Raw genomic sequence first — 11,105 nt, 5'->3', positions numbered from 1 at the left:
TCTGCGCGGTGGTGGCGCGTTCGGTGACGGTCTGGCCGGCCATCTCGTTGTAGCGGTTGAGGCGGGCCTTGCCCTTGGCCTGCCGCGCCTTGGCGCCGGAGCGGATCCACTCCAGTTCCTTTTCCAGCGCCTTCTGCTTGGACTTGTCCTCGCGGGCTTCCTGCGCCATCCGCTTGGCCTTCTGGTCGAGCCAGGCGGAGTAGTTGCCCTCGTAAGGAATGCCGCGGCCGCGGTCGAGTTCCAGGATCCAGCCGGTGATGTCGTCCAGGAAATAGCGGTCGTGGGTGACGATCAGGATGGTGCCCTTGTAGTCGATCAGGTGCTTCTGCAGCCAGGCGATGGATTCGGCGTCCAGGTGGTTGGTCGGTTCGTCGAGAAGCAGCATGTCGGGCTTTTCGAGGAGCAGCTTGCACAGCGCGACGCGGCGGCGTTCCCCGCCGGAAAGCGTGGTCACGTCGGCATCGTCGGGCGGGCAGCGCAGCGCGTCCATCGCGACGCCGACGGTGGCCTCAAGCTCCCACAGGTTGCCGGCGTCGATCTGGTCCTGCAGCGCGGCCATCTCGTCCGCCGTCTCGTCCGAGTAGTTCATGGCGAGTTCGTTGTAGCGGTCGAGGATCGCCTGCTGTTCGGCCACGCCCAGCATGACGTTTTCCTTCGCCGTCAGCTTGGGGTCGAGATGCGGCTCCTGCGCCAGGTAGCCGACCTTGGCGCCCTTGGCGGCCCAGGCCTCGCCTTTGAAGTCCTTGTCCATCCCGGCCATGATCTTGAGGAGCGTGGACTTGCCCGCGCCGTTGACGCCCACGACGCCGATCTTCACGCCGGGCAGGAAGTTCAGGTGGATGTTCTCGAAGCAGGTCTTGCCGCCGGGGTAGGTCTTGGAGACGTTCTCCATGTGATAGACGTATTGATAGCTGGCCATCGGGCGCTCCATTCGGGGGTTGGGGCGTATGTAGCGACGAAGGCGCGGGGCTGCAACGTCTGGCGGGCTTGTGCGGCGGCGGGGCTTGGGGTTTTCTGGCCGCATTGGACGGAGGGGTGATGCGGGCGGGATTTCCGGTGGCGACGAAGGGCATGGTGATTGGCCTGCTCGGCGGGTCGTTCGATCCGGCGCATGAGGGGCATGTGCATATCACCCGCGAGGCGTTGAAGCGGCTGGGGCTGGATCAGGTCTGGTGGCTGGTCACGCCGGGCAATCCGTTGAAGGCCCGGCAACCCGCGCCACTGAAAGATCGGATGGCGCGGGCACGGGCGGTGATGCGCGACCCAAGGGTGAAGATCACCGCGCTGGAGGCGGCTCTGGGGACGCGGGCGACCTATGACACGATCACCCGGCTGAAGGCGATCTATCCGGGCGTCACCTTCGTCTGGCTGATGGGGGCAGACAACCTGGTGCAGTTCCACAAGTGGGGGCGCTGGCGGGACATATTGCGAAGCGTCGCGGTGGGGGTGCTGGCGCGGCCGGGGTCGGGCGTGGCGGCGCGGACCAGCGTGGCGGCGCGGGCGTTCCGGGTGCATCAGGTCGACCGGGGCGAGAATTTGCGGGGGCGCAAGCCGCCGGTCTGGGCCTTCGTGAACCTGCCGATGAATGACGCTTCGTCGACAGAGATCCGGGCGAAGGGCGGGTGGAAATCGGGGCGGTAGCAGCGGCTCCTCGTTCGCCTTCGGCTTCTCGTCGCAAGATCACCGACGAGGAGCCGGAGGCGAACGAGGAGGGGTCGGTCAGAGCGCCTTTTCCAGCCAGGTATCGGCGGGCGTACCGGTGTAGGGCGCGGTCGCGGTCCAGCCAGTCGCACGATACAGCGCCAGCGCTTCGGTCAGCGCCGAGTTGGTGTCGAGTTTCAGCAGGCCCACGCCCATCGCCTTCGCCTCGTCCTCGATGGCGGTCATCAGGCGGCGGGCGAGGCCCTGGCCGCGGGCGCTGTCGTGGACCCAGAGCCGCTTGACCTCGGCAACCGTGCCGTCAAGCGGGCGAAGCGAGACGCAGCCGACGGGCAGGTCGTCGGACCAGGCGATCAGGAAGCGGCCCTTTGGCGGGCGGTAGCTGTCGGACTGCGGGTCGGGCAGGCTGAACATGCCCGCCTGCGCGGCGGGGACGCGGGCGACAAGTTCGTCGAAATAGGCCTGCAGGCAGGCCAGCGCCTCGGGGGAATCCGGGTCGGCGGGGCGGATCGCCAGCTGGTCGCGGTTCAGAAGCGTGGCGATCAGGTCCATCGCGGCCACCACCTCGCCGGCGCGCGATCTGGCGCGGGCGATCAGACGGGCAGCCCGGTCGCGGCCGATGCTGTCGTAGGCGGCCATTTCTTCCTGCCCTCGCGGCGTCAGCCGGGCGATGCGGCGGCGCCGGTCGGCGGGGTCGGTCGCGGTGGTGATCAGGCCTTCGCGTTCGAGGCTGCGCAGGAAGCGGCTCATCAGCCCGGAATCGAGCGCAAGCCGGTCGCGGATCAGGGCGACATCGGTGCCCTCGGCTTGGACGAGTTGCAGCACGCGAGCGGCCCCGAGCGGACGGCCCCGACCGAGGAAGGAGGTGTCGAGCACACCCACCTCCCGCGTGACGGCGCGGTTGAAGCGGCGGAGGCGAGCGATGGGGTCGAGCATGGTGTCGGACCTTGGTCAGGCATATTGGTTGACTATAGTCAGGTCTCTTGTTCACGCAAGCGCGATCCAGGCTGGGGAAGTCGGGCTGGCGGAATCGGCAAGGATGCGGCTATCACCCGGGAAACGGAGTGGGTGGATGGTGATCACGCGGCGGATGATGCTGGCCGGGCTGCTGGCGGGCGCGGCTTTCCCGGCGGGGGCCGAGGGGATGGATTCCTCGCCCCGTCCGGTGGCGCGCGGGGGCAAGGCAGCGGCGCGTCTCATAGCGGGGCCGCTGGATGCGTCCGAGCTGATCGCGGCGGCGAAGCTCGGGGCGGCCTCGGTCGCCTATGTGCTGCTGGACGCCCGGACCGGCGCGGTGCTGGAGGCGCGGGAGCCCGACCTGGCCCTGCCGCCCGCCAGCGTGGCGAAGGCCGTGACCTCGCTTTACGCGCTGGAGAAGCTGGGGGCCGGATATCGCTTTGCGACACGGGTTCTGGCGACCGGGCCGCTGCGCGGCGGCATCGTGCAGGGCGACATCGTGCTGGCGGGCGGGGGCGATCCGACCTTGCAGACCGACCAGCTGGGCGATCTGGTGGCGCGACTGGCGAAGGCCGGGCTGAAGGGCGCGACGGGGCGGTTGCTGTATTGGGACGGCGCGCTGCCCCGGCTGAAGGAGATTGCGGCGGACCAGCCCGCGCATGTCGGCTACAATGCCGCCGTCTCGGGGCTGAACCTGAACTTCAACCGCGCCTATTTCGAGTGGAAGCGGGTGGATGGCCAATGGCGCACCTCGGTCGATGCGCGAGGGGAACGCTTCCTGCCCGGCGTCGACATGGTGCGGGTGGACGTGGCGACCCGCGATGCGCCGCTCTTCACCTATGCGCCGGGACGGGTCGAGGAATGGACGGTGGCCTCCGGCGCCTTGGGCAAGGGCGGCAGCCGCTGGTTGCCGGTGCGCGACCCCGGCGCCTATGTGGCCGAGGTGTTCCGCACCCTGGCCCGCGCTCAGGGCATCCGGCTGGAGGTGGGCGAGCGGGTTGCCTCGGTCCCGCCGGGCGACGAGATCGGGCGGGTGGAGAGCGAGCCCCTGCCCGACGTGCTGCGCGACATGCTGAAGTTCTCCACCAACCTGACGGCGGAATGCGTGGGGCTGACGGCGTCCGGGCAATCGTCGCTGGAGGCGTCGGGCAAGGTGCAGTCTGACTGGGTGCGTGCGACCTTCGGCGCCAGTTTCGAGATGCACGATCATTCGGGCCTGGGCGGCCGGTCACGGGTTACGGCGGCGGGCATGGCCAGGGTCCTTGCGCAGGCCGAGCGCGAGAAGCGCGGGCTGAAGCCGATCCTGCGCGACATGGGCATGAAGGACGACAAGGGCAAGGTGATCAAGGGTCATCCGGTCAAGGTGCTGGCGAAGTCGGGCACGCTGAACTTCGTCTCGGGATTGGCGGGACATATCGTGCCGCCCGGATCAGGGGCGCGCGAACTGGTCTTCGCGATCTTCTCGGGCGACCCGGAGCGCCGCGATGCGGTGCCGATCGCCTTGCGCGAAGAGCCCGAGGGCGGCAAGGGCTGGACGTCGCGCGCGCGCCGGTTGCAGGGCCAGCTGATCAACCGCTGGGCCGGACTCTATGCCTGATATGGCGGACGGGAGACACCCGCCAGATCCTTGCGCACGCCCCGGTTCGCCGACCTTGCAATCCGGTCGAGACATGGCAGTATTCGTCTATTGCAATCTTTGGCCGACAATCGAAGGGATTGGACCATGAAGAAAATCGTCGCGACGCTGCTTTCCGGGGCCTTCGCGCTCAGTTCGACCGCTGCCATGGCTGGCGGGCCGGTCGTCGTGGTGGAAGAGGGGCAGCCGGAAGTCGTTGCCGAATCGCCGCGCTCGGGCTGGATCGTTCCGGTCGTCGTGGGGCTGGTCGTGCTTTGCGCCATCGCCTGCGGCAACGACGATGAGGAAGTGCCCGAGTGACGTTATAGGAGCCGGGCTTTCCGCCTTACGGCGCGGCCCGTCCTGACTGATTCCGGACGCCTGGCGGACGAACCGCCAGGCGTTCCGCTTTTTGCAGCCATCAGAACCGGTTCGCCCTGTACGGCGTGATGTCGGCGCCGGGGTTGGCGCCGGAGAGGAGCCCCGCCACGATCCGTGCCGTGACGGGTGCGAGCGTCACGCCGATATGGCCGTGACCGAAGGCGTGGATCACCTCCGACCCGCCTGACGAGGGGCCGATCACCGGCAGGCTGTCGGGGATCGAGGGGCGGAAGCCCAGCCATTCGCGGTCCGGAGGTCCGAGGTCCGGAAAGAAGGCGCGGGCACCCTCGACCAGTTTCGCAAGGCGGTGGGGCGAGGGAGGCAGGCTCAGCCCACCAAGCTCGACCGTGCCTGCGACGCGCAGCCGTCCGGCCATCGGGCAGAGGTAGAAACCGCGCGCGGTGGGGCAGGCGGGGCGGTTCAGGAGCGGCTTGGCCATGTCCCATTCGACATGGTAGCCGCGTTCGGTGTCGAGCGGGATGCGGTCGCCCGCCTGCCGTGCCAGCCTGCGGGAGTGCGCCCCGGCGGCGATCACCACACGGCGCGCGTGCAGGTGCAGGCCGGGACCTTCGATCACCACGCCGTCCGGGCCGCGGGTCAGGTGCTCCGCCCTTGCTTGCAGGTGGCGGGCCTTCTGGAGCACGCTGTCGGCGATCAGGCCCATCATCCGGCCCGGATCGTCCAGAAAGGTCGCCCCGGTGAAGAAGGCCGCCCCGGCCTGCGGCGGCAGGGTCGGTTCCAGTTCCGTCAGGCGGTCAGGACCGATCAACTCGACCTCCACCCCCAGGGCGCGGCGGCGGTCCAGCTCGGCCTTGGCGGCGGCGAGCGCCTGGGGGGTCTCGTAGAGGTAAAGGCAGCCGCGCCGTTGCAGGATGCCCGCGCCCTGGACACGCAGCGCGAGGTCGTCCCAGAGGTCGGCGGCATTGGACAGGAGTGCGGCAAGCGCGCGGGAATTGCGCTCGGCCCGGGCGGGGAGCGACTGCCAGAGGAAGCGGAAGAGCCAGGGGGCGAGCGAGGGCAAGGCCCGGTGCCGGATGGCGAGCGGCGAGGTGCGCGAGAACATGAGCGAAGGGAGCGACCGCAGCACCTCGGGCGTGCCGACCGGGCTGGTGGCGTAACCCGCGATGGTGCCTGCGTTGCCGTAGCTGGCGCCCATGCCGGGCTGGCCTGGGTCGACCAATGTGACGTCATGGCCCTGGTCGACCAGTTCCAGCGCGATGGTGAGGCCCACCACGCCCGCGCCGATCACGGCGATCTCTGTGGTTTCCCGTGTCAGCATTGCGACTTGCGTCATAGGTGGGCGAAACCCACCATTCCATGCTTATCGCCGGGATGGTGGGTTGGCACCGACCCTACAGACACGCCTCGTAAAGCGCGCGGGTGTTCTTCTTCGTCATCTTGACCGGGTTGCCGCCGCAGGACGGGTCCTCAAGCGCCATCTTCGTCAGCATGTCGAGTTCGGGGTCCTTCACCCCCAGTTTCGTCAGGTTCTCCGGGATGTTCAGCGTCTGGCGCAGGTCCAGGATGCGCTGGTAGAAGCCCTTGTAGCCGCCCTTGATGCCAATATAGGCCGCCGCCTGCGCCAGCCGGTCCTTCACCGCGCGTCGGTTGAAATCCAGCACCATCGGCATCACGACGGCGTTGGTCGTGCCGTGATGGGTGTTGTAGACTGCGCCGATCGGGTGGGAGAGCGAGTGAATCGCGCCGAGACCCTTCTGGAACGCCACCGCCCCCATCGCCGCCGCAGACATCATATGCGCGCGGGCGTCGAGGTCGTTCGGATCGGCATAGACTTTCGGCAGGTTCTCGAACACCAGCCGCATCCCCTCCAGCGCGATGCCCTGCGACATCGGGTGGTAGAACGGGCTGCTGTAGGCCTCAAGGCAGTGCGCCAGCGCGTCCATGCCGGTGCCGGCGGTGATGAACCTGGGCATCCCGGTGGTGAGCGCGGGGTCGCAGATGGTGATGGCCGGCATCAGCCTCGGGTGGAAGATGATCTTCTTCTTGTGGGTTTCCGAGTTGGTCAGCACCCCCGCCCGGCCCACTTCCGACCCCGTCCCCGCGGTCGTCGGCACCGCGATGATCGGCGCGATCTTGCTGGCGTCGGCGCGGGTCCACCAGTCGTCCACGTCCTCCAGCTGCCAGACCTTCAGCTTTTTCGGCTGATGCGCCATCAGCGCGATCATCTTGCCGAGGTCCAGGGCCGAGCCGCCGCCGAAGCAGATCACCCCGTCGTGGCCGCCCGCGAGGTAGACCTCGATCCCGGCGGCCATGTTGATCTCGTTCGGGTTCGGGTCCACGTCGGAAAAGACCGCGCGGCCAAGGCCCCCGGCCTCCAGCACGTCCAGCGCGGCCTTGGTGATCGGCAGGCTGGCGAGGGCCTTGTCGGTGACGAGGAGGGGCTTGGTCAGCCCGATGCTCTTCGCGTGGTCGGCAAGCTCGGCAATGCGGCCGACGCCGAACTTGATCGCGGTGGGGTAGGACCAGTTCCGGTTGGGAACGTTGTGGGTCATGATTTCAGGCTTTCTTCAGGTGATAGGATTTCGGCCGGGTGACGGAGTGGAACCCGAGATAGGACAGCGAGGTGCCGCGCCCGGTGTCCTTGACCCCGGTCCAGGTCAGCGCGGGGTCGAGGTAGTCCGCCCGGTTCATGAACACGGTCCCGGTTTCCACCTGTGCGCCAAGGGCGGCGGCGGTGTCGTAGTCCTGCGTCCAGATCGAGGCGGTCAGGCCGTAGGGCGAGTCGTTCATCAGCTTCAGCGCCTCGGCGTCATTCTTGACCGGCATGATGCCGACCACCGGGCCGAATGACTCCTCCTTCATCACCCGCATGGAATGGTCGACATTCACCAGAATCTGCGGCGCGAGATAGGCGCCGCCGTCATCGGCGAAGCGCTTCGGGTCGAGGAGCGGCTTGGCACCCTTGGCGACGGCCTCCGCCGTCTGATCGCGCACGGTCTGGGCAAAGCGTTTGTGCGCCATCGGGCCGAGGGTGGTGGAGGCGTCGAACGGGTTGCCGAGTTTCAGCTGGCCGACCCAGGCCACGGATTTCTCGACGAAGCTGTCGAAGAGGGATTCGTGGACATAGATGCGTTCGATCCCGCAGCAGCATTGCCCGGCGTTGTACATCGCGCCGTCCATCAGCACGTCGACGGCCAGGTCCAGGTTTGCGTCCGCCCGGACATAGCCGGGGTCCTTGCCGCCCAGTTCCAGCCCCAAGGGCGTGAAGGTGCCCGCAGCCGCGCGTTCGATGGCCTGCCCGCCGCCGACCGAGCCGGTGAAGTTGACGAAGCCGAAGCTGCGCTGGCTGATCAGGCGTTCGGTGGTGGCATGGTCAAGGACGACATTCTGGAACACGTCCTCGGGCACCCCCGCCGCGTGGAAGGCTTCGGCCAGGCGCTCGCCGACCAGCAGGGTCTGGCTGGCATGCTTCAGGACCACGGTATTCCCGGCGATCAGCGCGGGGACAAGGGTGTTGATCGTGGTCAGGTAGGGGTAGTTCCAGGGCGCGATGATGAAGACCACGCCCACTGGCTCGCGGGCGAGGTAGCGGCGGAATTTGTCGCTGTCCTCGATCATCTCCGGCGCAAGGGTCTTTGCCGCGATCCCGGCCATGTAGTCGGTGCGGGCGTTCACGCCGCCGAACTCGCCGCCGTAGCGGGTGGGGCGGCCCATCTGCCAGGCGATTTCCTCGACGACCACGTCGGTCATGGTGTTCAGCTTGGCGACCCCGGCCTTGACCAGCGCGATGCGGTCCTCCAGCGGGCGGGCGGCCCAGGCTTTCTGCGCGGCCTTGGCGCGGGCGACGACGGCATCGGCGGCCTCGGGGGAAAGCGGGGTCCGTTCGGCGTAGACGCTGCCGTCGACGGGGGAAATGAGTTGGATGGGTTTCATTTTTGCCTCGTAGGTCGGGGCGTGCCCCGACAATCTTGAAGGAGTCGGGGCACGCCCCGACCTACATTCGCGTGGTCACGCCCGTTCCAGAAGCCGCTCGCGCTCGAAATCCGTGACGACGCGGTCGGTCTCGGAAATCTCCCATTGCGCGGCGTGGTGATAGTGGTCGATCACGTCGTCGCCGAAGGCCGCGCGCAGCATCTTCGAGCCGTTCATCAGCTCCGCCGCCTCGCGCAGATTGTGGGGGATCTCGCGGATGCCCTTTGCCGAGTACACGTCACCGCGCAGTTCCGGCTCCAGCGCCATCTTCTTCTCGATCCCGTCCAGGCCCGCCGCCAGCAGCGCCGCGCAGGCAAGATAGGGGTTCACGTCGCTGCCGGGAATGCGGCATTCCACCCGCACGGCCTTGGTATGCGCGCCGCAGACGCGGAAACCGGCGGTGCGGTTGTCGGCGCTCCAGACCGCCTTGGTCGGCGCGAACATCCCCACAGTGAAGCGCTTGTAGCTGTTCACATAGGGCGCGAGGAAGGCGGTCAGGTCGCGCGCGTGGTGCAACTGGCCCGCAAGATAGTGCTTCATAAGGTCGGACATGCCGTGCCCGTCCTTCTTGTCGGCGAAGCTCGGCTTGCCGTCCTTCGACCAGAGGCTCTGGTGGATGTGGCTGGACGACCCCGCCCGGCGGTGGTCGTATTTTGCCATGAACGTCACCGACTTGCCCCTGGCCCAGGCAATCTCCTTGATCGCGTTCTTGATGATGACGTGGTTGTCCGCCGTATCCAGCGCGTCGGAGTACTTGTAGTTGATCTCCTCCTGCCCCGCTTCGGCCTCGCCCTTGGAATTCTCCACCGGGATGCCCGCGCCATAAAGCCCGTTGCGGACCGCGCGCATCACGTCCTCTTCCTTGGTGGTCTGGAAGATGTTGTAATCCTCGTTGTAGCCGCCCACCGTGCGCAGCGCGTTGAGGCCGCCGTCGCGCAGGTTCTCGTAGCTGTTCTCGAACAGGTAGAATTCCAGCTCGGTCGCCATCATCGGCTCGAACCCCATCGCCCGGGCACGTTCGACCTGGCGCTTCAGGATCGACCGGGGGGCGTGGGGCACGTCGGCGTGGGTGGCGTGGTCCTGCGTGTCGCCCAGAACCAGCGCCGTGCCCGGCAGCCAGGGCAGGCGGCGCAGAGTGCGCAGGTCAGGCTTCAACGTGTAGTCACCATAGCCGGTTTCCCACGACGAGGACTTGTAGCCCTGCACCGTGTTCATCTCCATGTCCACGGCGAGGAGGTAATTGCAGCAATGCGTCTCCTCCCAGCCGCCGTCGACGAAGAACTGCGCATGGAAGCGCTTGCCCATCAGGCGGCCCTGCATGTCGATCCCGGCCGCGACGACCGTGTCGATCTCGCCGGATTTCACGGCGGCTTTCAGTTGCTCAAGCGTCAGATTGCCGGGCATGGCCGACCCATTCCTGTTGTTGTGTTAATTTGATCATATTATGGAGGGCCGGGGCGCGCAATCGCCGCGCGCCCCGGCCCCGACCCTTAGCCGTAGCGGTAGGGCCGCCCGGCCTTGGACATCAGATCGTTGTATTTCTTGAAGATTTCCACGACCTTCGCCTTGGTTTCCGATTCCGCGGCCACCTCGTCCCAGAACTTCACCGCGGCAGCCTCGACCGTGGCCCATTCCGCATCGGGGATCGAGGTCAGCTGCAGCTTCGGCCCGTTCACCCGCAGGTCGGCCTCGCCGCCCCAATACCACCACTGGCGATAGTAATGCGACTGCTCGAAGCAGACTTTCATCAGCTCTTGCAGATGCGGCGGCACCTCGTTCCAGCGGTCCTGGTTGGCGAAGAAATGGCCGATCCAGGCGCCCGAGATGTTGTTGGTCAGGAAGTACTTGGTCACATCGGCCCAGCCCACCGTATAGTCCTCGGTGATGCCGGACCAGGCCACGCCGTCGATCTCGCCCGTCTGCAACGCGACCTGGGCGTCCTCGTAGGGCAGCTGCACCGGCACCACGCCGAACTGCGCCAGGAAGCGCCCGGCGGTCGGGAAGGTATAGACCTTCTTGCCGTTCAGGTCGGCCAGCGTGTTGATCGGCTCGCGCGTGGCGAAGTGGCAGGGATCCCAGGACCCGGCCGAGATGTGCTGCACGCCGACCTTGGCGTATTCCTCTTTCCAGATCGCATCGAGGCCATGCTGGTTGAACAGCACCGGCACGTCGAGCGAGTAGCGCAGCGCAAGAGGGAAGTAGCCGCCGAACACTGTCACCTCGGTCGGCGACTGCATGGAATCGTCGTCCGATTGCACGGCGTCGATGGTACCCGACTGCATCGCCCGGAACAGTTCGGACGTCGGCACCAGCTGGTCGGCGAAATACAGCTCGATCTCCATCTGTCCGGCGGCGATCTTGTTGAAGCTGTCGATGGCGGGCTTGATCACATGCTCGCCAAGCGCTGCGCCGGCATAGGTCTGCATCCGCCACTTGATCGGCGCGTCCTGTGCGCGAACGGCGGGGGCGGCAATGGCCGCAGCGCCGGCAAGGGCCCCGGTCGAAAGGAATTTCCGTCTCGTCGTCGTCATCTTTACCTCCGTTGGGTTGCGGGGGCGGT

The 11,105-nt window shown here is 67.2% G+C and carries 10 protein-coding genes; 3 read left to right on the top strand and 7 right to left on the bottom strand.

The genetic code is table 11. The features are described from left to right. Positions 1-919 (bottom strand): ATP-binding cassette domain-containing protein (locus JNJ68_RS16465; RefSeq protein ID WP_294983910.1); only part of this gene is annotated, 919 nt, incomplete at its 3' end. A gap of 119 nt (positions 920-1,038) precedes the next feature. Here JNJ68_RS16465 and JNJ68_RS16460 point away from each other — a divergent pair. Beyond that, the gene (locus JNJ68_RS16460) at positions 1,039-1,641 is read left to right on the top strand and encodes a nicotinate-nucleotide adenylyltransferase (RefSeq protein ID WP_294983908.1); all 603 of its coding nucleotides are present in this window, start codon (positions 1,039-1,041) and stop codon (positions 1,639-1,641) included. A 78-nt stretch (positions 1,642-1,719) separates the two neighbouring features. On the opposite strand, the gene JNJ68_RS16455 is transcribed toward JNJ68_RS16460, so the two are convergent. Beyond that, on the bottom strand, positions 1,720-2,595 hold the full coding sequence (locus JNJ68_RS16455; protein ID WP_294983906.1) for a helix-turn-helix domain-containing GNAT family N-acetyltransferase: 876 nt from the start codon (positions 2,593-2,595) through the stop codon (positions 1,720-1,722). A 136-nt stretch (positions 2,596-2,731) separates the two neighbouring features. Here JNJ68_RS16455 and dacB point away from each other — a divergent pair, with 136 nt between their 5' ends. Continuing rightward, the gene (gene dacB, locus JNJ68_RS16450; protein WP_294983903.1) at positions 2,732-4,213 is read left to right on the top strand and encodes a D-alanyl-D-alanine carboxypeptidase/D-alanyl-D-alanine-endopeptidase; all 1,482 of its coding nucleotides are present in this window, start codon (positions 2,732-2,734) and stop codon (positions 4,211-4,213) included. A gap of 126 nt (positions 4,214-4,339) precedes the next feature. Next, positions 4,340-4,552 carry a hypothetical protein gene (locus tag JNJ68_RS16445; protein WP_294983900.1) on the top strand — a complete coding sequence of 71 codons (213 nt, stop codon included), beginning with the start codon at positions 4,340-4,342 and terminating at the stop codon, positions 4,550-4,552. A 100-nt stretch (positions 4,553-4,652) separates the two neighbouring features. On the opposite strand, the gene JNJ68_RS16440 is transcribed toward JNJ68_RS16445, so the two are convergent. The 5 genes from JNJ68_RS16440 to JNJ68_RS16420 all read right to left on the bottom strand — a co-directional run bounded on the left by JNJ68_RS16440 (position 4,653) and on the right by JNJ68_RS16420 (position 11,076). Further along, on the bottom strand, positions 4,653-5,891 hold the full coding sequence (locus JNJ68_RS16440; RefSeq protein ID WP_294983913.1) for an FAD-dependent oxidoreductase: 1,239 nt from the start codon (positions 5,889-5,891) through the stop codon (positions 4,653-4,655). Between the two features lie 73 nt (positions 5,892-5,964). Further along, a complete protein-coding gene (locus JNJ68_RS16435) occupies positions 5,965-7,125 on the bottom strand; it encodes an iron-containing alcohol dehydrogenase (protein WP_294983897.1) in 1,161 nt (386 codons plus the stop codon). A 4-nt stretch (positions 7,126-7,129) separates the two neighbouring features. Beyond that, a complete protein-coding gene (locus tag JNJ68_RS16430; RefSeq protein WP_294983895.1) occupies positions 7,130-8,506 on the bottom strand; it encodes an aldehyde dehydrogenase family protein in 1,377 nt (458 codons plus the stop codon). 75 nt (positions 8,507-8,581) lie between these two features. Further along, on the bottom strand, positions 8,582-9,949 hold the full coding sequence (locus JNJ68_RS16425) for a glutamine synthetase family protein (protein ID WP_294983893.1): 1,368 nt from the start codon (positions 9,947-9,949) through the stop codon (positions 8,582-8,584). Positions 9,950-10,035: 86 nt separating this feature from the next. Continuing rightward, complete coding sequence (locus JNJ68_RS16420; protein ID WP_294983890.1) at positions 10,036-11,076, bottom strand: TRAP transporter substrate-binding protein; 1,041 nt, start codon at positions 11,074-11,076, stop codon at positions 10,036-10,038. Positions 11,077-11,105 lie beyond the last annotated feature (29 nt).

This window comes from Tabrizicola sp. (assembly GCF_016793705.1).
Lineage (GTDB): Bacteria > Pseudomonadota > Alphaproteobacteria > Rhodobacterales > Rhodobacteraceae > Tabrizicola.
The sequence above is the reverse complement of the archived record's forward strand: the minus strand, read 5'-3'. Positions and strand labels throughout refer to the sequence as shown.

Excerpts from the sequence above, each read along its gene's own strand:
- JNJ68_RS16460 (WP_294983908.1), top strand. The coding sequence starts at position 1,039 with ATGCGGGCGGGATTTCCGGTGGCGACGAAGGGCATGGTGATTGGCCTG.
- JNJ68_RS16455 (WP_294983906.1), bottom strand. The coding sequence starts at position 2,595 with ATGCTCGACCCCATCGCTCGCCTCCGCCGCTTCAACCGCGCCGTCACG.
- dacB (WP_294983903.1), top strand. The coding sequence starts at position 2,732 with ATGGTGATCACGCGGCGGATGATGCTGGCCGGGCTGCTGGCGGGCGCG.
- JNJ68_RS16445 (WP_294983900.1), top strand. The coding sequence starts at position 4,340 with ATGAAGAAAATCGTCGCGACGCTGCTTTCCGGGGCCTTCGCGCTCAGT.
- JNJ68_RS16440 (WP_294983913.1), bottom strand. The coding sequence starts at position 5,891 with ATGCTGACACGGGAAACCACAGAGATCGCCGTGATCGGCGCGGGCGTG.
- JNJ68_RS16435 (WP_294983897.1), bottom strand. The coding sequence starts at position 7,125 with ATGACCCACAACGTTCCCAACCGGAACTGGTCCTACCCCACCGCGATC.
- JNJ68_RS16430 (WP_294983895.1), bottom strand. The coding sequence starts at position 8,506 with ATGAAACCCATCCAACTCATTTCCCCCGTCGACGGCAGCGTCTACGCC.
- JNJ68_RS16425 (WP_294983893.1), bottom strand. The coding sequence starts at position 9,949 with ATGCCCGGCAATCTGACGCTTGAGCAACTGAAAGCCGCCGTGAAATCC.
- JNJ68_RS16420 (WP_294983890.1), bottom strand. The coding sequence starts at position 11,076 with ATGACGACGACGAGACGGAAATTCCTTTCGACCGGGGCCCTTGCCGGC.